The 23,441-nt window shown below is 67.4% G+C and carries 17 protein-coding genes; 13 read left to right on the top strand and 4 right to left on the bottom strand.

Translation table 11 applies throughout. From position 1 onward, the window contains the following. Positions 1-62: 62 nt before the first annotated feature. The 3 genes from AC2EWF_RS04450 to AC2EWF_RS04440 form a co-directional block, all read right to left on the bottom strand. Positions 63-3,185, bottom strand: a complete 3,123-nt coding sequence (locus tag AC2EWF_RS04450; protein ID WP_483638130.1) for a WD40/YVTN/BNR-like repeat-containing protein — start codon at positions 3,183-3,185, stop codon at positions 63-65. 92 nt (positions 3,186-3,277) lie between these two features. Beyond that, positions 3,278-4,708, bottom strand: coding sequence for an outer membrane protein assembly factor BamB family protein (locus AC2EWF_RS04445; RefSeq protein WP_483638129.1), 1,431 nt, complete (start codon positions 4,706-4,708; stop codon positions 3,278-3,280). A 53-nt stretch (positions 4,709-4,761) separates the two neighbouring features. Continuing rightward, positions 4,762-5,568: a class I SAM-dependent methyltransferase gene (locus tag AC2EWF_RS04440; protein ID WP_483638128.1), complete on the bottom strand. Its 807-nt coding sequence runs from the start codon at positions 5,566-5,568 to the stop codon at positions 4,762-4,764. A gap of 148 nt (positions 5,569-5,716) precedes the next feature. Here AC2EWF_RS04440 and AC2EWF_RS04435 point away from each other — a divergent pair, with 148 nt between their 5' ends. The 6 genes from AC2EWF_RS04435 to AC2EWF_RS04410 all read left to right on the top strand — a co-directional run bounded on the left by AC2EWF_RS04435 (position 5,717) and on the right by AC2EWF_RS04410 (position 14,251). Further along, positions 5,717-7,903 (top strand): TonB-dependent receptor family protein, encoded by a 2,187-nt coding sequence (locus AC2EWF_RS04435; RefSeq protein WP_483638127.1) that lies wholly within the window; start codon positions 5,717-5,719, stop codon positions 7,901-7,903. 172 nt (positions 7,904-8,075) lie between these two features. Then, complete coding sequence (locus AC2EWF_RS04430; protein ID WP_483638126.1) at positions 8,076-8,495, top strand: YciI family protein; 420 nt, start codon at positions 8,076-8,078, stop codon at positions 8,493-8,495. 33 nt (positions 8,496-8,528) lie between these two features. Then, entirely contained in the window at positions 8,529-8,945 is a 417-nt protein-coding gene (locus tag AC2EWF_RS04425; RefSeq protein WP_483638125.1) for a VOC family protein, read from the top strand. 31 nt (positions 8,946-8,976) lie between these two features. Beyond that, entirely contained in the window at positions 8,977-9,555 is a 579-nt protein-coding gene (locus AC2EWF_RS04420) for a dihydrofolate reductase family protein (RefSeq protein WP_483638124.1), read from the top strand. A gap of 85 nt (positions 9,556-9,640) precedes the next feature. Then, positions 9,641-10,918, top strand: coding sequence for an RNA polymerase sigma factor (locus AC2EWF_RS04415; RefSeq protein ID WP_483638123.1), 1,278 nt, complete (start codon positions 9,641-9,643; stop codon positions 10,916-10,918). A 114-nt stretch (positions 10,919-11,032) separates the two neighbouring features. Beyond that, on the top strand, positions 11,033-14,251 hold the full coding sequence (locus tag AC2EWF_RS04410) for a WD40/YVTN/BNR-like repeat-containing protein (protein ID WP_483638122.1): 3,219 nt from the start codon (positions 11,033-11,035) through the stop codon (positions 14,249-14,251). Between the two features lie 76 nt (positions 14,252-14,327). Here AC2EWF_RS04410 and AC2EWF_RS04405 read toward each other — a convergent pair whose 3' ends face one another. Beyond that, positions 14,328-14,549 carry a hypothetical protein gene (locus AC2EWF_RS04405; RefSeq protein WP_483638121.1) on the bottom strand — a complete coding sequence of 74 codons (222 nt, stop codon included), beginning with the start codon at positions 14,547-14,549 and terminating at the stop codon, positions 14,328-14,330. Positions 14,550-14,865: 316 nt separating this feature from the next. Here AC2EWF_RS04405 and AC2EWF_RS04400 point away from each other — a divergent pair, with 316 nt between their 5' ends. From AC2EWF_RS04400 to AC2EWF_RS04370, 7 genes are all read left to right on the top strand, one after another. Next, positions 14,866-16,728: an alkaline phosphatase family protein gene (locus tag AC2EWF_RS04400; protein WP_483638120.1), complete on the top strand. Its 1,863-nt coding sequence runs from the start codon at positions 14,866-14,868 to the stop codon at positions 16,726-16,728. A 634-nt stretch (positions 16,729-17,362) separates the two neighbouring features. Next, positions 17,363-17,797, top strand: a complete 435-nt coding sequence (locus AC2EWF_RS04395; RefSeq protein WP_483638119.1) for a low molecular weight protein-tyrosine-phosphatase — start codon at positions 17,363-17,365, stop codon at positions 17,795-17,797. Between the two features lie 33 nt (positions 17,798-17,830). Then, a complete protein-coding gene (locus tag AC2EWF_RS04390; protein WP_483638118.1) occupies positions 17,831-20,029 on the top strand; it encodes a polysaccharide biosynthesis tyrosine autokinase in 2,199 nt (732 codons plus the stop codon). A 175-nt stretch (positions 20,030-20,204) separates the two neighbouring features. Further along, a complete protein-coding gene (locus AC2EWF_RS04385; RefSeq protein WP_483638117.1) occupies positions 20,205-21,167 on the top strand; it encodes a Gfo/Idh/MocA family oxidoreductase in 963 nt (320 codons plus the stop codon). Positions 21,168-21,185: 18 nt separating this feature from the next. After that, positions 21,186-21,773: an acyltransferase gene (locus tag AC2EWF_RS04380; protein ID WP_483638259.1), complete on the top strand. Its 588-nt coding sequence runs from the start codon at positions 21,186-21,188 to the stop codon at positions 21,771-21,773. Further along, positions 21,770-22,897 carry a DegT/DnrJ/EryC1/StrS family aminotransferase gene (locus AC2EWF_RS04375; protein WP_483638116.1) on the top strand — a complete coding sequence of 376 codons (1,128 nt, stop codon included), beginning with the start codon at positions 21,770-21,772 and terminating at the stop codon, positions 22,895-22,897. Before AC2EWF_RS04380 ends, AC2EWF_RS04375 begins: the two co-directional genes overlap by 4 nt. Further along, positions 22,873-23,364 carry an acyltransferase gene (locus tag AC2EWF_RS04370; protein ID WP_483638115.1) on the top strand — a complete coding sequence of 164 codons (492 nt, stop codon included), beginning with the start codon at positions 22,873-22,875 and terminating at the stop codon, positions 23,362-23,364. The genes AC2EWF_RS04375 and AC2EWF_RS04370 overlap by 25 nt, the downstream gene beginning before the upstream one ends. Positions 23,365-23,441: the final 77 nt, after the last annotated feature.

Genomic DNA, 23,441 nt, shown 5'->3' with positions numbered 1-23,441 from the left:
CCGGGATTTGGCGTTCCGGCCTGACTGCGCCGGCGGGACGCAAGCCCCGCCGGCGCATTTCGTCAGTGCATGCCGCCGGACTTCGTCCCCGCCTTCTGCAGGCTGGCGTCCAGTGCCGCCAGCTCGCCCGTCTGCAAGGCCCGCCACTCGGCCAGCGTGGCGTCCAGCGTCTTCGACAGCAGCGCATAGGAGGCCCGCGCATCCGCGCCGGGATCGGCATCCGCGCCGTCCACCGCCTGCTCAAGCTTCGTCAGGCTCATCGACAGCGCGCGCAGGCTGTCGACGCGCCTCGGCGGCGCGCCCATCGAGTTGCGCGGATCGGGATGGGCGACCACCCCGGACACGTCGGCAATCTTGCCGGCCACCGACTCGATGCGGGCGCGGGTGGCCGCATCGGCATGCGCCTCGTGCGCTTCCAGCGACTTCAACCGGGCTGTGGCAGCCTGAGTCGCCTCCAGCGCCTGCGTGCCGGCATCCTCCACCTGGCGCGCCAGTGCAAACTGGCGCTGGTAGGCGGCGGGCGGCAATTGCACGCGCGGATCAGGCTGCACGCTCAGCGGTTGCCGCAGGCTGCGGCCGTCCACGCCGAGCTCCACGCTGTACTGCCCCGGCGGCGCCCACACGCCATCCTTCTGCGGCTGGTCGGCCTTGGGGGTGCCGGGCCGCGGATAGCGCAGGTTCCACACGAAGCGATGCATGCCGGGCGCGGTGGACAGCCGCACCGGCACCGGCACCCATTCCGGCGCGATCGGCAGCTTGGCCGGATCGGGCGTGGCGAACTTTTCGGCGCTGCTGTAGCTGCGCACCACGTTGCCCTGCGCATCGCGTACGGTCAACGTCACCGGGCCGTGCACGCCGGCGGGCAGCAGGTAGTCGATGATCGCGCCGTCGGGCGGGTTCGCCGCCATCGGCTCGTCCTTCGGGAACGGCGTGCCGGTGAAGCCGGCCGGCCGCACGCGCAACGCCACCGCAGGCTTGAACAGGGTGGCGGCGTCGGTGCGCACGTCGGCCAGCTGCCGCAGCGCGGTGACGTCGTCCATGATCCAGAAGCCGCGGCCGTGGGTGGCGATCACCAGGTCATCGCCGTGCACGTCGATGTCGCGCACCGAGGTCATCGGCAGGTTCTGCTGCAACGGCTGCCAGCGCGCGCCGTCGTCGAAGGAGACGTACACGCCGCGCTCCGTGCCCGCATACAGCAGGCCGCGGCGCTGCGGGTCCTCGCGCACCACGTTGACGAAGCTGTCGCGGGGGATGCCGCTGTCGATACGCGTCCAGCTCTTGCCGCCGTTGGCGGTGCGGTAGATGTAGGGCGCATCGTCGTCGAGGCGGTGGCGATCGACCGCCAGGTAAGCCACGTCCTGGTCGAAGTGCGAGGGTTCGATGCCGGCCACCTTGGACCACGGCGTGAGCGCCTTCGGCGTGATCGGTTGCCAGTGCGCGCCGTCGTCGGTGCTGCGCCAGACCAGGCCGTCGTCGGTACCCACCCAGAGCGTCTCCGCGTCCAGCGGCGAGGGGGCGATGCTGTAGATCACGCCGCGGCGCTTGCTGACGTGGCTGTCGTCGGCCGCGGTGGCTGTATCGAGGTTGGGCGGGATGCCGGCGTCCTCACGGGTAAGGTCGGGGCTGATCGGCGCCCAGTGGTCGCCGCCGTCGGCAGTGCGGAACAGGCGCTGGTTGGCGAAATACAGGGTCCGCGTGCCGCGCTTGGAGAACGTCAACGGCAGCGTCCATGCGCCGCGGTAGTGTGCGAGCGGATAGGCCAGCGTGGGATCGACGCTGCGCACCTGGTCGGTGCGCGTGTCCAGCTTGTCCACGGTGCCGCCGTAGACGATGTGTGGATCGTCCGGATCGGGTGCGATCATGCCGCTCTCGCCGCCGGGGGTGATCTCATGGAACTGTTCCATGGTGATGCCGTCGCCGCCGCCGCGGCTCGGGAGCGCCACCGCGCCGGAGTCCTGCTGCGCGCCGTAGACCCAGTACGGGAAGCGGTTGTCGGTGCTGACGTGGTAGATCTGCGCGGTGGGCTGGTTGTACCAGCTACTCCAGGTCTTGCCGCCATTGAGCGTTACCAAGGTGCCCTGGTCCACGCCGAGGATCTGCCGGTCGGAATCGGTGGGGTCGATCCACAGCGTGTGGAAATCGTCGCCGGTGGGGTCGCCCTTCAGGGCGATGAAATGTGCGCCGCCGTCGTCCGAACGCAGCACGATGGTGTTCATCACGTAGACGCGGTCGGCGTCCTTGGGGTCCGCGGTGACGCCGCCGAAGTACCAGCCGCGCTGCCACAGGCGCTGGTCGCCCGTGGCGTGCTTCCAGTGCGCGCCCGCATCGTCGGAACGGTAAAGGCCGCCTTCGCCGTCACCGGCGTCCACCAGCGCGTAGACGCGATCCGGCTGTGCCGCCGAGGTCGCCAGGCCGATGCGGCCCGGGTGCGCGGGGAACCCGTCGCCTTGTATCTGGCTCCAGTGCGCACCGCCGTCGTGCGACACGTAGAGGCCGCTGCCCGGGCCGTTGGAAGGCGGGTAGACGCTCCATGGCGGCCGGCGTGTCTGCCACAGCGCGGCATAGATCGTGCCCGGATCGCCGGGCTTGAATGCAAGGTCGATCGCGCCGGTGTCGTCGTTCTTGAACAGCACCTTGGCCCAGGTCTTGCCGCCGTCGCTGCTGCGGAACACGCCGCGCTCGGCGTTCGGGCCGTAGGCATGGCCGAGCGCGGCGACGTAGACCCGGTCCGGATTGCGCGGATCGACCAGGATCTTGCCGATCTGGTAGCTGTCGGCCAGCCCGATGTGCGTCCAGTGGCTTCCTCCGTCCACGCTCTTGTACATGCCGTTGCCATGGGCGATGTCCGAGCGCATGTCGGCCTCGCCACTGCCCACGTAGATGACCTTGGGGTTCGAAGGTGCCACGGCCAGCGCGCCGATCGAGCCCACCGGCTCGCTGTCGAAGATCGGCTGCCAGGTGCGTCCCGCATCCTGCGTGGCCCACACGCCGCCATCCACCGCGCCGAAATAGAAATGCCGCGCATCGCCTGGGATGCCGGACACCGCCAGCACCCGGCCGCCACGGAACGGTCCGATCATCCGCCACTGCAGCGCCTGGTACGACGAAGGCGCCACCGCAGCCTGCGCGGCCCAGGTGACCACGGCTCCAAGGACAAGCACAGCAAGGCGGCGCGGCAGACGCATGATCGATGTCCCCTGGGGATGGGCAAGGCCAAAAGAAAACTGTGGGCGCGATGTTGCGCGAGGCTCAAGGGCCAGAAGTCATGGAGGACTCGTCATGGCGCTCTCGGATTGCCGGCGCGCCCCGAGGCCCCCTCAGGCAGGCTCCAGATATCCAGCACGCCGTTGGTGGCGTGCTCGTTGGCATTGCCTTCGGGAAGGATGATCTCGCCTTGCAGAACAATGGGGCTGTTCCAGTGTCCCGGACCGCAGGGCAGCGTGGCGACACGCTTGCCCGAAGCAGCCTCGTAGACGTTCAGGCCACCCTCACGGGCGTAGACGAACAACAGGTCATCCGCCTCGAACGGACTGGTGCCGCTGGTGCCGTTCTTCCACTTTTCCCGCAGCTGGCCGTTTTCCAGCTCCCAGGCCGCCGTGCCTCTGTTGTCGGCGGCGAACATCCAAGTCTGGCCACCGTGCTGCCATACCGCTGGCTGGGTGAACAGGTCGGTGCCGCTGGGCGTGCTGACGATCTGCAACTCGTGGCCCTTGTGGGGAGTCGTGCCGGCCATGGCCTTGCGGCTCAGCAGGCGGATCTTGCCGTCCTTGCCACCCTGGGCGACCAGGTCGCCGCCGAGCAGCACGGGCGACGTCGAACCCAGATCGAGATCCTTGTCGTTCAACTCGTCGGTATTGGCCGGAGCGTAATTGCCCCGCATCTTCGTGGCGCCGGCGTCGAGCTCGATCACCGCGTCGCCCCAGTCGGTCGTGCCGTTCCAGTCGGCATTGCCGGTGGCGACGAAGATGTCGCCGTCGCGGGGATCGATCACCGCGCCGGCGCGTCCCCAGATGGCCGAATCGCTTTGCGGACAGGTGTCCGGCCGGAGCAGGCCGGAGCGCTGGCTGCACAGCGAGTTCCATACCGCGAGTAGCTTGCCCGAGCTGGCGTCGAGGGAGGCGACATGGCCCTGATACGGTGGCCGATCACCGATGTAGCCCGCCGTCACGGCAATCACGTGCCCCCGGAAGAACTTCAGGGGAGAATCCATCTTTTCGCGCAACGGCAAGCGGGTGATCGCGGTACGCCAGACGATGTGGCCGTCACCGACGGCGAGTTTCTGGATATAGCCGTCGGGTGAGGCCGCGTAAATGGATTGCCGGGAGGGATCGGCGACGGGGGTGGCGTTGGTGATCTGCCGCGTGCCCGCCAGCGCCTGGTAGCCGGGCGGCGTGTATTCCCACAGGACCGCACCGCTGTGGGCATCGAGTGCCAGCGTCTTGCCGTACGTAGTGGTGACGAAGATGGTGTCGTGACGGCCACCGCGAACGGTCACGCCATGCAGGTAAATGGGACTGGCATCCACGGTGCCGTCCAGTTTGACCTGCCGGCGCACGAGGCCGGCGACATTGGCCGCGGTAATGCCGGCGGGCTGTGGATTGGCACTGGCGCTCTCCACGTTGCCACCGAACATCGGCCAGTCCTGCGCCGGCAGGCCCCTGGCGACCGCTGCCGTGGCCGGGCCCATGCCTAGCAGCAGGGACAGCACCATCCGGCATCCCATGCTCGACGGACCGGCGATCGAGCGGCGCGCGACCCTCTTCATGGCTTCACGAACCGCAGCGTCATCCGGTCCGATTCGCCGATCGCCTGCATCGCCGCATGCTCGCTCGCCGGGCCGGCGAGATCGGGTGGCAGGCGGTGCACGTTCACGTCCTCGGGGTCCTTCGGGTTCGCGTTGACCTCCGAAACGCCGTCGAGGCGGAAGCCGGCGTGGAGGCCCAACGTGATCAGGTAATCCTCCGGCAGGCGATGCAAGGCCTTGCTGCTTTCCGGTGCGTCGGCGAACGGCTTCGCACGATGCTCGGTGATGCCGAACACGCCACCCGGCTTGAGCACGTCGTAGGCCGCCTTGAACACCGCGGCCAGGGCATCGGGACTGCGGTTGAGCCAGTCGTGGGTGTTGCGGAAGGTGAGCACCATGTCGGCCGACCCCGGCGCGCCGAGCGCGACCTGCGCTGGCGGCTTGAACGGCAACACCTGTGCAAAGTGGCCGAACACCGCCGGATCGGCCTGCATCCGCGCCATGAACGCGGGCGACGGCGACGGCGCCTCGACCAGATGGCCGTGCTCACGCAGGAACGGTGCGAGGATCTCAGTGTACCAGCCGCCGCCCGGTGCCAGTTCCACGACGGTCATGTCCGGCCGGATGCCGAAGAACTGCAGCGTCTCGAGCGGATGGCGATAGCGGTCGCGCGCCTTGTTCGCGGAGGATCGCCAGCTGCCGTCCACGGCCTTCTGCAAGGCAGCCGTGCTCGCCGACGACGTGGGAGCAGGCGAGGCAACCGCAATGCCGGGCAACAGCACCGAGGCCAGCACGATCAGCAGCTTGCGGATTCGACGCGACATGACGCAACCCTCCCGATGCGGAGCGCCCAGCGTACTCCCGCACACGCAGCTTCGTGTCGAGAGCACGTCATGGCCCAGCGTCTGGCCTATGGCGATACGGCCTGGAATGCGCGATAACGCTGCGCTCTCCCCCCACGGCAAATCCTCGATGCCGCGTCGCGCCGCCCTGCCCTTCGCCCTTGCCTGCGCCCTCGCACTGCCCGCTTTCGCGGCTGCCGCGCGACAGGCCGACACGACACCGGACCACGCCACTCCCACGCCGCAGTCCGTCACCAACCTGCCGCGCATCGACGTGCACGGCTACGACTGGCGGCGCTACGTGGCGGCCAAGCTTGAGCACCAGATGGCGGAAGTGGCCGGCACGAAGATCACCGTGACGAAAAAGACCACGGTCACCCATCTCGACCTGCAACCCACCGTGATCGGCAACAACCTCGAGCAACTGCTGGCGCGCTCGCCGGGCGTGCTGGTCTCGCAGCAACCCACACCCACCCAGTTCAACCTGAGCTACCGCGGCCTCGGCAATCCGCAGGAATCTGAGTACGTGCTGGTGATGCAGGACGGCATCCCGCTGGAAAGCGACTGGATCGGTTTTCCCACGCTGTACGCGATGCCGCTGGCGCAAAGTCTTGCCGAGGTGCAACTGATACGCGGCGGCTCCAGCCTGCTGTACGGACCGGAGCCCGCACCCGTGATCAACCTAGTCACGAAACGCCCAAGGCCCGGCGCGCCGTTCTCGGCCAGAACCACACAGGTGGTGGGCAACCATGGCCTCTACTCGACCTACAACAGCGTCGAAGGCAGCGGCGGTGGGTGGACGTTCCGCGCCGACGCGGCCTACGTGCGCAGTGACGGCACGCGGCCGAACGCGCAATCGCAGACGCGCCAGGGCGACTTCTATCTGGAATACCGCCCCGGCGACAAGAACGTCTGGTGGCTGGACCTGCACGCGATCGCCGCCGATTCCGGCGACCCAGGCCGGCTGAGCTATCCGCAATGGCGGGCAGACCCGCGCACCACGCCCACACCCTGGAACCGCGACTGGGTGGATCGTGACCAGCTGGTGCTGGGCCATACGCGGGAGTTCGGCGACGGCTGGCGGTTCACCGGCAAGCTGTGGTTCGCGTACCAGGATCTGGCCAGCCGCGCGGCGAGTGGTGCGCTGGCACCGCAACCGCCACCCACCAGCACCACGCTGCAGGACGAGCAGTTCCATACCCGGGGACTGGATCTGCGTGTGCGCAAGGCCTGGGGACACGGCAACGCGTTCACCGCGGGCACGGTGCTGTTCCACGGCAACGACCCGTTCCGCCAGTGGAGCAGCTCCGACCTCTACGTCGGCCGGTTCGACCGCAGCGGCACGCCGCGCCTGCGCCAGGCGCGCAGTTCGGACTACACCGCAGTGTTCGCCGAGAACGTGTTCCGCCTGCCGCACGAGATCCACGTCGTGCCCTCGGTGCGGCTGGAACGCGAGCGCGTGGCGGTGGACGAGACGGTGCGACCGCCCTTCCTCAACCGTCCGCTGATCCACGAGGCCGACGCACGTACCGTGCCGCTGTTCGGGCTCGGCATCGGCAACGATTTCGGTCATGGCAACGAAACCTATTTCAACGTGTCGCAGGGTTGGCGGCCGTTGCGCTATTTCGACATGGCCTCGCCGTTCGCCAACATCGTGCCCGGCCATGCGCCCGATCCGTCGAAATCGCTGTCGTGGGAGGCCGGCGTGCACGGCGTGCCCGCCACCGGCCTCTACTACGACGCCAGTCTGTTCTGGATCGACTTCAGGAACCGCATCGAGGCGCGGCACATCAACGCCACCGACGTGATCGAGGTGAACACCGGCGACACGCGCAGCCGCGGGTTCGAAGGCCAGCTCGACTACGACTTCCTTGCGCCAACCGCGCTAGCCGCACGCGGCGAACACCTGGAAGCATTCGCCAGCGTGAGCCTGCTCGACGCGAGGTTCACCGCCAGCGCGATCCCCGGCCAGGTTGGCAAGGTGCCGGCCTACGCGCCGCGCTACCTCGCCAAAACGGGTATCACCTGGCGCGTGGAGCAGCGGGTGAAGCTAAGCCTCACCGCGGTCTCGTCGGCGGCGCAGTACTGGCAGGATTCCGATCAGTCGCTGGGCAGCGGCGCCAGCTACCTGCCCGCGCGCATCCCCGCCTACACGGTGCTCGACCTGGCCGGCGACTGGCAGCTCAACCGGCACCTGAAGCTGCTGGCCGGCATCAGCAATCTTGCCGACCGCCGCTACTACGACCGCGTGTGGCAGACCGGTCTGGAACCCGCCTACGGGCGCTCATGGTACACCGGCGTGCAGCTGAAGCTTTGAGCACGGGGAAGATCGCCGTAGGCGGAGCAACACCGTGGCTGCGATGGCCCCGGGGCGACCGGCCGCGGTTGGCGGCAAGAGTAGCGCGGCCGGTGTCGATTCCGCGGGCCGCCGTTCGTCGTGCCTGTGAGAGCGCCAAATGGGGCAAGCTCGATTCACCGGAGAGACGACGATGCGCTGCATGGTGATCGTGAAGGCGGACCGGGACACCGAAGCCGGCGTGCTGCCGGACACCGCACTGTTCGAGGCGATGGGCAAGTACAACGAGGAACTGGTGAAGGCCGGCGTGATGCTGGCCGGCGACGGGCTGAAGCCCAGCTCCCACGGCGCGCGCGTTCGCTTCGACGGCAGGCAGCGCACCGTGACTGACGGCCCGTTCGCCGAGAGTAAGGAACTGGTGGCGGGCTTCTGGCTGTGGCAGGTGAAGTCGCTGGCAGAGGCGGTCGAGTGGCTGAAGCGCGCGCCGTTCGATGGCGGTACCGAGGTGGAGATCCGCCCGCTGTACGAGGCCGAGGACTTCGGCGACACGCTCACCCCTGAACTGCGCGAGAGGGAGGAGCGCCTGCGCGCGCAGATCGACAACCACCATTGATTTCTTGCCCCAGCAGATATGCGGAGACACGCCATGCAACTGGTCGCCTACCTTCTCCTCGACGGCAACGCCGAAGAAGCCTTCGATTTCTACGCCCGCTGCCTCGATGGCAAGGTCACCCGGCTCTCGCGCTATGGCGAGGCCCCGCCGGATATGCCGATGCCGCCCGCAATGCGCGATAAGGTGATGCACATCCGGCTGGAAGTCGGCGACCAGGTCCTGATGGGTTCGGACGCGATGGCGTCGATGGGTCCCTACGAGCCGATCAAGAGCTGCTCGGTCGCGATCCAGGTCGACACGCCGGCCGAGGCCGAGCGCGTCTTCCAGGCGCTGGTCGAGGGCGGCACGGTGCAGATGCCGATTGGCGAGACATTCTGGTCCGCGCGCTTCGGCATGCTGGTGGACCGCTATGGCGTGCCGTGGATGGTCAACTGCCAGCCCGCGCCATGACGCCGCCCTTTCCCGGAACACGGAGACTGAAATGAGAAAGCTCACGATCATGGAGCACACCTCGCTGGACGGCGTGATCCAGGCCTCCGGCGAGGACGGCTTCCCCTATGCCGACTGGACCATGCCCTATCGGACACCCGCGGGCCGGGATGAACTCTTCGCCGCGCACGGCGGCCGCTTCGACCTGCTGCTCGGCCGTCGAACCTACGACCTGTGGTCGGGCTTCTGGCCAACGGCGCCCAGCAGTCCGATGGCGGCCGCCCTCAACGCGGCAACCAAGCACGTCGTCACCCACCGGCCGGAAAGCCTTGCGTGGGGGCCGTTCGAGGGCCTTGGTCCGGACCTCGCCACGGACGTGCGCCGCATCAAGTCGCAGGACGGCCCGAACCTGGTCCTCTGGGGCAGTTCCACACTGACCTCGGCGCTGCTCGAACACGGGCTTGCGGACGAAATGCTGCTGGTCGTCTATCCGGTGTTGCTGGGCACGGGAAAGCGCTTCTTCGCGAACGGCACCCCGCCACGCTCGTTCGATCTCGTCGGCACGAAAGCCCTGCCGTCGGGGGTCATCCTCAGTACCTACAAGGCCACCGGGTCCCTGAAGACCGGCTAGGCCGGCGCCGGGACAAACTCCGTGAACAGCCGCCCCTGGCCGCTCCCCTTGCCGCCACGGATCGATGATGGTCTGATCGGTCGCCATGACGGCGACCGACACCCATCGCAGCATCGAGGCCATCTGGCGGATCGAATCGGCAAGGATCATCGCCGGGCTGGCGCGCATGCTGCGCGACGTGGGCCTGGCCGAGGAACTGGCGCAGGACGCGCTGGTGACCGCGCTGGAGCAGTGGCCGCAGACCGGCGTGCCGGACAACCCCGGCGCCTGGCTGATGACCACGGCCAAGCACCGCGCGATCGACCGCCTGCGCCGCCACCAGCTGATGGAGCGCAAGCACGAGGAAATCGCCCGCGAGCTGGAGGCCGAGCAAGCCGATGCCATGCCACGTTTCGACGCCATGCTTGACGACGACATCGGCGACGATCTGCTGCGGCTGATCTTCACCGCCTGCCATCCCGCCCTGCCCGCCGAATCGCGGGTGGCGCTCACCCTGCGCCTGCTCGGCGGACTCAGCACCGTCGAGATCGCCCGCGCCTTCCTGCAGCCGGAACCGACCGTCGCCCAGCGCATCGTGCGCGCCAAGCGCACGCTGGCCGAGAAACAGGTGCCGTTCGAGGTGCCGCGCGGCGAGGAACTGGCCGAGCGGCTGGACGCCGTGCTGGGCGTGATCTACCTGGTCTTCAACGAGGGCTACACCGCCACCGCCGGCGACGATTGGATGCGCCCGGCACTGTGCGAGGAAGCGCTGCGGCTGGGCCGCATCCTCGCCGGACTGATGCCGCGGCAGGCGCCGGTGCTCGGCCTGCTCGCGCTGATGGAGCTGCAGGCCTCGCGCACACCCGCGCGCAGCGGCCCGGACGGCGAGCCGATCCGGCTGCTGGAACAGAACCGCGCGCGCTGGGACCGGCTGCTGATCCAGCGCGGCCTCGCGGCGCTGGAACGCGCACGCCAGCTGGGCGGTGAATCGGAGCCTTACACCTTGCAGGCCGCGATCGCTGCCTGCCACGCCCGTGCCCTCGCCGCGGAGCAGACCGACTGGCCGCGCATCGCCGCCCTGTACGGCATGCTCGCCGCCGTCGCACCTTCACCGGTGGTGGAACTCAATCGCGCGGTGGCGGTGGCGATGGCCAGCGGACCGGCCGACGGCCTCGCCATGGTCGATGCATTGCGCGACGAACCGGTGCTGGCGAGCTACCACCTGTTGCCCGCCGTACGGGGGGACCTGCTGGAAAAGCTCGCACGCCACGACGAAGCCAGGGCGGAGTTCGAGCGGGCCGCGGCGCTCACCCGCAACGCACGCGAACGGGAACTCCTGCGCACGCGTGCCGCGACCTGCGCGCAACACGCGGCAGCCGGCTGAGCTGACCGCCTCGCGCGACGCAAGATTTCACGCGCGCGGCACATGCCCCCTGGCACCTGCAATCGCGCCGCGCCGGCGTTATCTTCGGCGCCTGCCTTCCATCGGGGTCTTGCCATGTCGCTGCGTCGTGCCGTGGGTCCGCTGCTCGTGTTCGCCTGCCTGCTGTCGCCTGCCGTTCCCTCGTTCGCGGCAGCCGGCACGCCACCGCCGGCGGCGGAGGCGGCCGGCGCGCTGGAATGGCGGCTGGTGGGGCCGTTCCGCGGCGGCTGGGCCACCATGGCTGAAGGCGTCCCTTCGCAGCCGGACACGTTCTACATCGGCACCGCGGGCGGCGGCGTGTGGAAGACCATCGACGCGGGCCGTACCTGGCAACCGCTGATGGACCATGTGCCGGCCGCCCCGATCGGTGCACTCGCCGTGGCGCCGTCGAACCCGGACGTGATCTACGCCGGCAGTGGCCAGGTCGCCGCGCGCTATGACGTCGCCGCGGGCAATGGCGTGTACCGCTCGGACGACGCCGGCAAGACCTGGAAGCACCTGGGCCTCGACGACAGCAAACACATCGGCAGGATCCTGGTTGACCCGCAACACTCGGATACCGTGCTGGTCGGCGCGCTGGGCCACTACTTCGGGCCCAACCACGAGCGCGGCGTGTTCCGCTCCACCGACGGCGGCAAGACCTGGAAGCAGACGCTGTTCGTGGACGAGAACACCGGCGTAGTGGACATGGCCGCCGACCCGGCCCATCCGAACGTGGTCTACGCGGCGGCGTGGCAGGTGCGCAACTGGCCATGGCTGTCCTATTACCAGCCCAACGCCGGACCGGGCAGCGGCCTGTACAAGTCCACCGACGGCGGCGTGACCTGGCAGCGCCTCGCCGGCCATGGCTGGCCCACCGGCGAGCTCGCGCGCATCGGACTCGCCACCGCGCGCGGAGGTCGCGTCTACGCCGTGGTGAACGATGCGACGCATCCGGACCAGAGCGGGCTCTACCGCTCCGACGACGGCGGTGCGACGTGGCAGGCGCAGAGCCACGCCGGCTGGCTGCCGAACGACTACTTCAGCCGCATCACCGTTGATCCCACCGATCCGGACCGCGTGTACTCGGCCGGCCAGTCGATCCGCCGCTCCGACGACGGCGGCAAGACCTGGCATGTGTTCAAGGGTGCGCCCGGCGGCGACGACTACCACTACCTGTGGATCGACCCGACCGACACGCAGCGCATGATCACCGCCAGCGACCAGGGCGCGGTGGTCACCGTCAACGGCGGCAAGAGCTGGAGCAGCTGGTACAACCAGCCCACCGCCCAGCTCTACCACCTGGGGGCGGACAACCAGTTCCCGTACTGGATCTACGCCGGCCAGCAGGATTCCGGCACCGTGGGCATCGCCAGCCGCAGCGACTACGGCTCGATCTCCTTCCGCGACTGGAATCCGGTGGGCGGCGACGAACGCGACTACGACCTGCCCTACCCGGGCGACCCTGGCATCGTGTTCGGTTCCGGCCTCGGCGGCCGCGTGTCGCGCTGGAACCGCAGCACCGGCGTGGTGCAGAACGTCGCGCCGTGGCCGGTGAGCAGCTACGGCCAGCGCGCCACCGACTTCAAGTACCACTACACCTGGATCACCCCGATCGCGTTCTCGGCCAAGCCGCCCTACGCGCTGTACATGGGCGCGCAGGTGCTGTTCCGCAGCACCGACCAGGGCCAGCACTGGAGCGTGATCAGTCCCGAGCTCAACGGCAAGACGACTGGCGCACAAAACTGCAAGGGCAAGCCCACGTCCGAGCAGGCGCGCGACTGCGGCTACGGCGTGATCTTCACCATCGCGCCCTCGCCGCGCGACAACGACGAGATCTGGATCGGCACCGACGACGGACTGGTGCAGCTCACCCGCGACGGCGGCAAGAGCTGGCACAACGTCACGCCCAAGGGTCTGCCGATGTGGGGCAAGGTCAGCTCCATCGATGTCTCCGCATTGCGGCCCGGCACTGCCTACATCGCGGTGGACAACCGCCGCCAGGACGACGACACGCCGCATGCCTGGCGCACCAGCGACTACGGCGCGCACTGGACGAGCATCGCCGCCGGCCTGCCTGCGCACGACTTCGTCGACGTGGTGCGCGCCGACCCGCAGAAGGCCGGCCTGCTCTACGCCGGCACCGACCGCGGCGTATACGTCTCCAGCGACGACGGTGCGCACTGGTCCTCGCTGCAGCGCAACCTGCCCACCGCCTGGGTGCGCGACCTGCTGGTGCACGGCGACGACCTCGTGGCCGCCACCCAGGGCCGCGCGATCTGGATCCTCGACGACGTGAGTCCGCTGCGCCAGGCCAGCGACACGGCCGCCGCGCAGCTGTACGCCCCGGCGCCGGCGATCCGCGTGCGCGCGAACGAGAACAAGGACACGCCGTTGCCGCCCGGCACGCCGCTGGGCACCAACCCGCCCACTGGCGCGATCATCGACTACCGCCTCGCACACGCCACGCACGGCCCGATCACGCTCAGCATCTACGACGACAAGGGCCAGCTGGTGCGCCGCTACGCCAGCGACGAGAAACCTGAGCAACGCGATGCGGATCGCTACTTCGACAAGGGCTGGCTGGGCTCGCCGCAGCGGCTCTCGACCGCCGCCGGTATGCACCGCTTCGTGTGGGACCTGCGCTATCCGCGCCCGCGCGCCATCGAATACGGCTACAGCATCGCCGCCACCTGGGACAGCGACACTCCGCTCACCCCGGAGGGGCCGCTGGTGCTGCCCGGCAACTACCAGGTGGTGCTGCATGCGGACGGCAAGGATTACCGTGCCCCGCTCACCGTGACGATGGATCCGCGCGAACACGTGGCCACCGCCGACCTTGCCGCCGGCCTCGCCTTCTCGGGCCGCATCGGCGACACCTTGCGTCAGGTCTGGAGCCGCTATGGCGAGGTGCAGTCGCTGCGCAAGCAGCTGGGAGTCCTGCACGCGAAGCTGGCCGGCGACGCCGCGCGCAAGCCTCTGCTCGATGCCGTCGACGCGCTGGATGCCAAGACCAAGCCGCTGGTCAGCGGCAGCGGCGAGTATGCCGCGAACCTGCACGCGATGAGCGACGCGCTCACCGCCATCGCCACCGACGTGGAAGGCGCCGACCGCGCGCCCACCGACGGCCAGCAACAGGCGCTGGCCGAATACCGCGACAATCTGGGCAAGGCGCTGGCGCTGTGGCAGTCGATCCGCGGCACCGACCTGCCTCGGCTCGACCGCCAGCTGCAGGCGGCGCACCTGCCCGCGGTGACGTTGGCGGCGGCAAAGCCGGAACAACCGGAAGGCGACGGCGACGCCGACATGCCGTAGCGTGTCCGTACCGCGACGGCTCGCAAGCAACAAGGGCCGCCCGGTGGGCGGCCCTTGTGCGCGGCGACGGCGAGACTCAGGACTGGCCGTCGTCGGCCGGCGCGGCATCCGCGCCGTTGGTCTTCGCCTCGTCCTCCCTCTTTTTGCCCAGCGCCGATTCCAGCGCCTCCGCGCCCTTGAAGCCGGCGACCGCCGCGAGGCCCTTGGTCAACAGGCCCGCATTCGGATCGAGCTTCTCGGCACCTTCGACCGCGGCCACGGCACCAGCGACTTCACCTAGGGTATCCAGGATTCCCATGACGACCTCCCGCGTTGGTTGGAGCGCCCAGCATGCGTCGGGGCCTGTTACGGGCGAATGAACCCAGCCGCAAGTTCAGCCGTGCCTTTCGCAACCGCACCGGCCAGCCATGCCGGGACCTGAGGCAGGCCTGCGGCAGCCATCGCAGGCCTGCGATTGCATGCGCGGCGAACCGCGCATGCCGGCCTTCATCGTTCCTTCCCGTTTGTGTCACAGTTTGACGCATCCGCTCTCTGCCAGGCCGCTCCGCAGCCGCATACTTGGGCGGGACGGCGATCCGATCCGGATATCCCTCCCGGGTCCGCCCGGCACATACATGCCGACCCAGCTTTCGATGCGCCACGAGCCGCGATACCCCCAGGCCCGGTCGCACAGCATGGCAGCCCTCGAACCAACGGACAGGCTGGAGCGCTCCCACTCGCCCAGTCACGAGAAGGCCACGACCATGAAAGCATGCCGCCTGGCACAGTCCCTGCTCAGCGCGTTGTTCGCCATCGTCGCCACCGGCACCGCCTGCTACCCCAGCCGATCCGCGGCAAGACCGATCGGGCAACAGGAAACGACCAGCTCACACGGGACGGCCCGCTCACCCGTGCAGGCCGTCGCCAAGGCACCGAACAACAAGGGGAAATTCGGCTCGCTGTCGGCAGCAGCGGCGAGCAGCGGCGTGATCCCCCGCTATGACCATGTCGTGGTCGTCGTCATGGAGAACGCCAGCGTCGACAGCATCGTGGGCAATACCACGGACGCGCCCTACATCAACTCGCTTCTCTCCGCCGGCGCGTACTTCACGCAGTCCCACGCGGTGGCCCACCCGAGCCAGCCGAACTACCTGGCCCTGTTTTCCGGCTCCACCCAGGGCGTCACGGACGACAGCTGTCCGCACACGTTCAACACGGACAACCTCGGCCATCAGCTGATCGCCGCAGGCTACGGCTTCGCCAGCTACTCGGAAACGATGCCCTCAGTCGGATACACCGGCTGCGCGTACGGGACCTCGGGCTATGCGCGGCGACACGACCCGTGGGTGAACTTCAGCGACCTTTCTCCTTCGACGAACCTGCCCTTCACCTTGTTCCCTGGCGACTTCACCCAGTTGCCGACGGTGTCGTTCGTGATCCCCAACCTGTGCGACGACATGCACGACTGCCCCGTCGCGATCGGCGACAGCTGGCTGAGCACGCCCATCGGCAACTATGTCACCTGGGCGAAGACCCACAACAGCCTGTTGATCCTGACCTGGGACGAAGACGACGATCCCAGCCTGGCGAACCGCATCGTCACCCTGTTTGCCGGCGCGAACGTCGAGCCCGGGAGTTATGCGGAGCCGATCGATCACTACAGCGTGCTGCGGACGCTGGAAGACATGTACGGCCTCGCCGCACTCGGCAACGCCTCAGCCGCCACACCGATCACCGATGTCTGGAGCCCGGCCGCGCTCGATTTCGGCATCACCGCAGCGCCGGCGTCGCTAGGCATGAGCCAAGGCTCGCAAGCCGGCATCGCGGTCACGGCCACCAGCTTCAATGGCTTCGACGCGACGGTCGACCTGTCCATCAGCGGGCTGCCCAGTGGCGTGACGGCAACGTTCTCTCCCGCGCGGCTGGCGCTCGCGAACGATGGCAGCGCCAGCTCCACGCTCACCCTGTCAGCGGCGCCGACCGCGGCCATCGGCAGCGCTGCCGTCACCGTGACCGGTATCGCCGGCGCGCTCAGCCACAACACCTCCATCAACTTCACAGTCAATCCGCCCATCGGCCTGGCGTATTGGCTCAGCAGCGTCAATTCCGGCCTGGTCATGGACGATCCGGAAAGCTCCACCACCAGCGACACGCAGCTGATCCAGTACCCCAGGACCGGCCACGACAACCAGAAATGGATGCTTGCGCCGAACGCCGACGGCTCGTGGACAGTCACGAACGTGTTGAGCGGACTTTGCGTGGCCGCCGAGCACGCGTCGACATCGGCTCGCGTAGCCGTGGTCCAGGCAAGCTGCACGGGCGGAACCGAACAGCATTGGCAACTGCAACCCGCGGGCAACGGCAACGAACTGATCAACCGGAACAGCGGCCTCTGCCTCGACGTCGCCCATGCATCAACCACGCGGCGCGCCCCGCTCATCCAGTATCCATGCTACGGGGGCACCAACCAGCAATGGACCTTGCTGCAGGCGAACTGAGGACAATACGCCGGGACCCACACAGGCGCGCGCGCCGACGATGAGTCGTGATCGACCTCGTCCTGCACACGTGCGAAAGCGTGCGATGCGATCGGGCGACGTAGCCGAGTCACGCCGCGCTGCGCCGAGGCACATCCGGCGCAGGCATCAGACATGCGTTGGCGGCGCCGACGGCCACATGCACGCGCGATCGACAGCTCGTGCCATGCATACACACAGGAGCTGAACAAGATCTCTTCGTCCGTGACCGCACGCCGTGAAATTTCACGTTGCGTCCACTGCTGATACGAGAGGCGCGGCAAATACGGGAGCATTTGGCTGTTGTTCACTGACAAGCAATCCGGACGTGCAATCATCGGGGCTCATTTCGATCAGTCGATCGACAAACCATCCGCGGCTTGCATGCGAAACATCGATATCTCCGTGCAATGCCGCAAGTGAAATAGTCGGCAGGTATAACGCCTGTCAGCCGATCACCATTGAGCCTCTTTGTGAGGCATGCGTTCCATATCTCAAAACAGGGCCACGAAACTCGCCGACCGCGGGTTTTCCTGATCGTGACAGGAGGCCATGACCGCCATTTCTAGCATCCCGGGATCGACGCCGATTTGGGATTCGGGAGTATGACGTCGCTGTGTTCGAGCGGATACTGATTGTCTGCATGGGTAATGTCTGCCGCAGCCCCACGGCCGAGTACCTGTTTCGACAGCGCTCGAAATCGCATCGCGTTTCTTTCAGCAGTGCAGGATTGTGCGCGCCGGCCGGAAGGCCCATGGATGCGACCGCCCTGCAGTTGCTTGCGGAGAGCGGTATTGACGGCACGACGCACCGCGCCCGCCAGCTGACTCCGCTGATGCTGCGCGAAGCCGACCTGGTGCTTGGCATGGAAAAGAGCCAGGTCGACGCGATGATGCAGCTTGCGCCCGAAACCCGTGGCAAGGTCTATCTGCTCGACAAATGGCTGAATGGAAATGACATTCCCGATCCTTATCGCCAGCAAAGGAGTGCCTTTGAATACGTGCACGAAATGATCGTGAAAGGAGTCGATAGCTGGCAGCTTTATCTGTGATTCATGTTTTCACGTCATGAGACGGTAATCCATATGACCGGCACCCTGGCCCCATTGCAACGCGACAATGAGATAGACCTTGGCGAACTGCTAGGCACGCTTCGCGACCACAAGTGGTTTATCGCCCGCATTACCCTGCTTTTCGTCGTGCTTGGCGTCATCTATGCCATAGCGGCCACGCCTGTTTATCAGGCCAATTCAACGGCACAGGTGGAACAGAAGGTCCCGGACCTGCCTGGCTTGAGCGCGCTCAGCCAGACACTGGGGGCGTCGGATCCCGAGGCATCCACCCAGTCTGCGTTGATCACTTCGCGCATGGTGGTGGGCGCGGTGGTCGACAAGCTCAAGCTCACGATCGAGAGCAGCCCCGAGCGCTTTCCTGTGTTCGGCAATTTCATCGCCCATCTCTACGCGTCGCACAATCGCGGCCAGGTGGCCGCTCCCTGGTTCGGGATGATCGGCTACGACTGGGGCGGCGCGAAGCTGGATATCTTTCAGCTGGACGTGCCCGACAGCCTGCTGGACAAGCCGCTGACCCTGATCGCAGGCGAGCACGGCGGCTATGTGCTGGTGGACGGGGACGACAATATCCTGGTCACCGGCAAGGCCGGGCAATCCGACAGTGGCCACGGCGTGACCATGCAGGTCCAGACGCTGATCGCCAATCCGGGTACCCGCTTCCACGTCGTCCGCCATCGCCGGCTGACCGTTACCAACCGGTTGCGCAAGGCCATCAAGGTCAACGAGCAGGCCAAGGATTCCGGCATTCTCGACATGACCTACGACAACACCAATCCGGCGCTGGCGGCGGCGGTGCTGGGAGAGGTCGGCCAGCTCTACGTTCGCCAGGACGTTGAGCGCAATTCCGCGGAAGCGGCGAACAGCCTGCAATTTGTCCGCGAACAGCTGCCCAAGGTGCGCAGCCAGCTGGAACAGGCCACGGCGGCGCTCAATGCCTACCAGCTCAAGGCGCATTCGGTCGACATCAGCATGCAGACCCAGGCCTTGCTGAACCAGGAAGTCGCCATCCAGACCAACATCCAGCAATTGCGCCTGCAGCAGGCCGACATGCAGCGCCAGTACACGCCGGCGCACCCGGCCTACAAGGCGCTGATGCAACAGATCGGCCAGCTGGAGGCGAAGAAGAATTCGATCGACAGGCAGGTCGGCAACCTGCCGAATACCCAGCAGGAATTGCTGAAGCTGACCCGTGACGTGCAGGTCAGCAACGACACCTACACTGGCCTGCTCAACCAGGCACAGCAGCTGGACATCGCGCGCGCGGGCACCGTGGGCAACGTGCGGATCATCGACAAGGCGGCAGTGGACATCACGCAGCCGATCTGGCCGAAGAAGACCATCGTGGTGCTTGGCAGCGCGTTCCTCGGCGGCTTCGTCGCCCTGCTGTGCGTCTTCATCCGCCAGGCGCTCAACCGCGGCATCGAGGATCCCGCCGTCATCGAGAATCTCGGCCTGCCCGTGTATGCCTCCATTCCGGTCAGCCTGCGCGAACAGGCGCTGCACGACAAGCGCGTCCGCGGCTACGGCAAGCAGCGCCTGCTGGTCATGGATGCACCGGCGGACATGGCCACCGAGGCGTTGCGGAGCCTGCGCACCAGCCTGCATTTCGCCCGCCTGGAGGCGAAGAACAACGTGCTGATGATCACCGGTTCCAGTCCGGATGTCGGCAAGACCTTCGTCTCCGCCAACCTCGCCACGCTGGTCGCGCAGGGCAGCCAGCGCGTGCTGCTGATCGACGGCGACATGCGCATGGGCACGCTGCACAAGATCATGGGTTGCCCGGCCGAGACCGGCCTGTCCGAGCTGATCGCGGGCCAGGCCGACCTGGATGCGGTGGTTCGCCCGATCGCCTCGTCCGGGAATCTGCACTTCATCAGCCGCGGCAAGATCCCGCCGAACCCCTCCGAACTGCTGATGAACTCGCGTTTCTCGACGCTGATCGACCACGTGCGGAAGGCGTTTGATCTCGTGATCATCGACACCCCGCCCATTCTTGCGGTGACCGACGCCGCCATTATCGGCCACCACGCCGGCACTGCCTTGATGGTGGTGCGCTTCGGCCTCAACCAGGCGCGCGAGATCGCGCTGGCCAGGCAACGCTTCGAGCAGAACAACATTCCCCTCAGGGGAGCGATCTTCAACGCCGTGGAGAAGCGCAGCAGCGGTTACTACTCCTATGCCTACTACGGCGTCGGCAAGGCTGCCGGGTGAGCGAACGCCCCGGGCAACGACAGGAACGCCCAGGCCACGGCTCGCCGCACGCGCGGCGGGACGCGGCCGCAAGCGCCACAGGACGAACGGAACGGGCCGCAGCGCGGTGCGCGCAGATGGAAACCGAAACCACACGACAGTCGGCAGAAGCCGCGCAGGAGCAGGAATCGCTTCCATGACCACCTTGTCGAAGAACTTCGCCCTCATCGGCGCCGCCGGCTACATCGCGCCCCGCCACATGCAGGCCATCAAGGCAGGCGGCAACCGGCTGCTGGCGGCCTTCGATCCGAACGACTCGGTCGGCATCATCGACAGCCATTTCCCCGACGCCGACTTCTTCACTGAGTTCGAGCGCTTCGACCGGCACGTCGACCTGCGCCGCCGCGCCGGCGATGGCGGCCAGATCGACTATGTCTCCATCTGCTCGCCGAACTACCTGCACGACTCGCACATGCGCTTCGCCTTGCGTTCCGGCGCACACGCGATCTGCGAGAAACCGCTGGTACTCAACCCCTGGAACATCGACGGCCTGCGGGAGATCGAGCGCGAGACCGGCAAGCGCATCAACACCATCCTGCAACTGCGCCTGCATCCGGCGATCGTCGCCCTGCGCGAACGGGTCCGGCGCGGGCAGCACCGCACCAAGCACGAAGTGGACCTGGCCTACGTCACCTCGCGCGGCCACTGGTACCTGCAGAGCTGGAAGGGCGACCCGAAGAAATCGGGCGGCATCGCCACCAACATCGGCGTGCATTTCTTCGACATGCTGCATTACATCTTCGGCGCGCTGCAGATCAACCGAGTGCACCTGCACAGCGAAACCAAGGCGGCCGGCTACCTGGAATACGAGCACGCCCGCGTACGCTGGTTCCTGTCAGTGGACATCGAGGACGTACCCCTCCCCTTGCGCGAAGGCGGCCAACGCACCTATCGCTCGATCACCGTGGACGGCGAGGAGATCGAGTTCTCCGGCGGCTTCGCCGACCTGCACAACCGCAGCTACGAGGAGATCCTCGCGGGCCGGGGTTTCGGCCTGGAGGAGAACCGCATCGCGATCGAGACCGTGGCCGCGATCCGCACCGGCAGCGTCGCACCGGCCGCGGTCGACAGCCACCCTTTCATGAAACGCACGGCCTGAAGAGCGAACAGCATGGACATGGACCACTACCGGCACCCTTCCGCCATCGTCGATGAAGGCGCCCGCATCGGCGCCGGCTCCCGCATCTGGCATTTCGTGCACGTCTGCGGCGGCGCCCGCATCGGCAAGGAAGTCTCGCTGGGCCAGAACGTGTACGTGGGCAACCGGGTCGTCATCGGCGACCGCTGCAAAATCCAGAACAACGTGTCGGTGTACGACAACGTGACGCTGGAGGAAGGCGTCTTCTGCGGCCCCAGCATGGTGTTCACCAATGTCTACAACCCCCGCGCGCTGGTCGAGCGCAAGGACGAATACCGTGACACGTTGGTCAGGCGGGGTGCGACGCTGGGGGCGAACTGCACCATCGTCTGCGGCGTGACCATCGGCGAGTTCGCCTTCGTGGGCGCCGGCGCGGTTGTGAACCGCGACGTGCCGGACCATGCCTTGATGGTGGGCGTGCCGGCGCGCCAGATCGGCTGGATGAGCGAGCTCGGCGAACGGCTGAACCTGCCTCCCGAAGGCCACGGCGAGGCCGTCTGCGCGCACACCGGCACCCGTTATGTGCTGGATGGCCGCGTGCTGCGCCGGAAGGAGGCAGCCGGATGATCGATTTCGTCGATCTCAAGGCGCAGCAGGCGCGTATCAAGGACCGCCTCGACGCGGCGATCGCGCGCGTACTGGCGCATGGCCGGTACATCCTCGGTCCGGAAGTGGCCGAGCTGGAAGCGAAGCTCGCCGCGTTCGCCGGCGCCAGGCACTGCATCAGTTGCGCGAACGGCACGGATGCGCTGCAGATCGCCCAGATGGCGCTGGGCATCGGCGCCGGCGATGAAGTCATCATGCCCGGCTTCACCTACATCGCCACCGCGGAGACGGTGGCGCTGCTGGGTGCCAGGCCGGTATACGTGGACATCGACCCGCGCACCTACAACCTTGATCCGGCCGGGCTAGAGGCGGCGATCACTCCGCGGACACGCGCGATTATCCCGGTTTCGCTGTATGGACAGTGCGCGGACTTCGACGCCATCAACGCGATCGCCGACCGGCGCGGCATCCCGGTGATCGAGGACGCCGCGCAGAGTTTCGGCGCACTCTACAAGGGGCGGCGTTCGTGCAACCTGAGCACGGTCGCCTGCACCAGCTTCTTCCCCAGCAAACCGCTGGGCTGCTACGGCGACGGCGGGGCGATCTTCACCGACGACGACCGGCTCGCCCTGGTGATGCGGCAGATCGCGCGGCACGGCCAGGATCGCCGCTACCACCACATCCGGGTCGGCGTGAACAGCCGGCTTGATACCTTGCAGGCGGCCATCCTGCTGGCCAAGCTGGAAATATTCGAGGACGAGGTCGAGCTGCGGCAGCGCGTCGCGACCCGCTACGGTGCACTGCTCTCGCAGGCCGGCATCGCCGTCCCGCCCTACGTGGAGCCGCACAACACCAGCGTCTACGCCCAATACACCATCCGTGTCGACGATCGCGAATCTCTGCAGGCGCGACTGCAGGAAGCGGGCATCCCCACCGTGGTGCACTACCCGATCCCGATCAACCGGCAACCGGCAGTCGCGGATGCCGGTGCACACCTGCCGGTGGGCGACGACGTGGCCGGGCGCGTACTCAGCCTGCCCATGCACCCGTACCTGACCGAACCGCAGATCCGCCTGATCGTGGAAGAACTCGTCTCGGCATCCGTGCAGCAGGCCAGACCATGCTCGATCTCCTTGCCAGGCTGATAAGCGGCGCCGTCAATTGGGCCCAACGCAGGAGCCACGCCCGCCGCATGCGGGGGTACGTCGGCATATCGCCGCGCGCCACGATCGGCCTCGGCTCGAAGCTGATCGGCCCCAAGCAGCATTTCCTGGTCGGCGACCAGAGCTATCTCAACCAAGCCCACCTGTCCTGCGGCGAGCATTCCAGGGTCGTCATCGGCCGCAGCTGCGCCATCGGCTACAACGTGTCGATCAAGGCGATCACGCACTCGCTGGACAAGCCGACCCACAACGAAGCGGGCCCGATCATCCATGTGGAGCGCGACATCGTCATCGGCGACGACTGCTGGATCGGCGACAACGTCTATATCCGGGAAGGCGTCACGCTGGGCAACAGGGTGATCGTCGGCGCCAATTCCGTGGTTACCCGGTCGATACCGGACAACCAGGTGGTCGCCGGCGCCCCGGCGAGACTCATCAAGGAGCTGTGACATGCAGGCACCGCCCATCCTGACCATGCTTCCGCACGGGCCCGCCGACATCGAAGGCGATTTCCCCGTGGGACACG

The sequence above is a fragment of the Rhodanobacter sp. sgz306013 genome (genome assembly GCF_057031145.1).
The sequence above is the reverse complement of the archived record's forward strand: the minus strand, read 5'-3'. Positions and strand labels throughout refer to the sequence as shown.

What these genes read in the sequence shown, in the direction of transcription:
- AC2EWF_RS04450 (WP_483638130.1), bottom strand. Translation starts at nt 3,185, where the DNA reads ATGCGTCTGCCGCGCCGCCTTGCTGTGCTTGTCCTTGGAGCCGTGGTC.
- AC2EWF_RS04440 (WP_483638128.1), bottom strand. Translation starts at nt 5,568, where the DNA reads ATGTCGCGTCGAATCCGCAAGCTGCTGATCGTGCTGGCCTCGGTGCTG.
- AC2EWF_RS04435 (WP_483638127.1), top strand. Translation starts at nt 5,717, where the DNA reads ATGCCGCGTCGCGCCGCCCTGCCCTTCGCCCTTGCCTGCGCCCTCGCA.
- AC2EWF_RS04430 (WP_483638126.1), top strand. Translation starts at nt 8,076, where the DNA reads ATGCGCTGCATGGTGATCGTGAAGGCGGACCGGGACACCGAAGCCGGC.
- AC2EWF_RS04425 (WP_483638125.1), top strand. Translation starts at nt 8,529, where the DNA reads ATGCAACTGGTCGCCTACCTTCTCCTCGACGGCAACGCCGAAGAAGCC.
- AC2EWF_RS04420 (WP_483638124.1), top strand. Translation starts at nt 8,977, where the DNA reads ATGAGAAAGCTCACGATCATGGAGCACACCTCGCTGGACGGCGTGATC.
- AC2EWF_RS04415 (WP_483638123.1), top strand. Translation starts at nt 9,641, where the DNA reads ATGACGGCGACCGACACCCATCGCAGCATCGAGGCCATCTGGCGGATC.
- AC2EWF_RS04410 (WP_483638122.1), top strand. Translation starts at nt 11,033, where the DNA reads ATGTCGCTGCGTCGTGCCGTGGGTCCGCTGCTCGTGTTCGCCTGCCTG.
- AC2EWF_RS04405 (WP_483638121.1), bottom strand. Translation starts at nt 14,549, where the DNA reads ATGGGAATCCTGGATACCCTAGGTGAAGTCGCTGGTGCCGTGGCCGCG.
- AC2EWF_RS04400 (WP_483638120.1), top strand. Translation starts at nt 14,866, where the DNA reads ATGCCGACCCAGCTTTCGATGCGCCACGAGCCGCGATACCCCCAGGCC.
- AC2EWF_RS04390 (WP_483638118.1), top strand. Translation starts at nt 17,831, where the DNA reads ATGACCGGCACCCTGGCCCCATTGCAACGCGACAATGAGATAGACCTT.
- AC2EWF_RS04385 (WP_483638117.1), top strand. Translation starts at nt 20,205, where the DNA reads ATGACCACCTTGTCGAAGAACTTCGCCCTCATCGGCGCCGCCGGCTAC.
- AC2EWF_RS04380 (WP_483638259.1), top strand. Translation starts at nt 21,186, where the DNA reads ATGGACCACTACCGGCACCCTTCCGCCATCGTCGATGAAGGCGCCCGC.
- AC2EWF_RS04375 (WP_483638116.1), top strand. Translation starts at nt 21,770, where the DNA reads ATGATCGATTTCGTCGATCTCAAGGCGCAGCAGGCGCGTATCAAGGAC.
- AC2EWF_RS04370 (WP_483638115.1), top strand. Translation starts at nt 22,873, where the DNA reads ATGCTCGATCTCCTTGCCAGGCTGATAAGCGGCGCCGTCAATTGGGCC.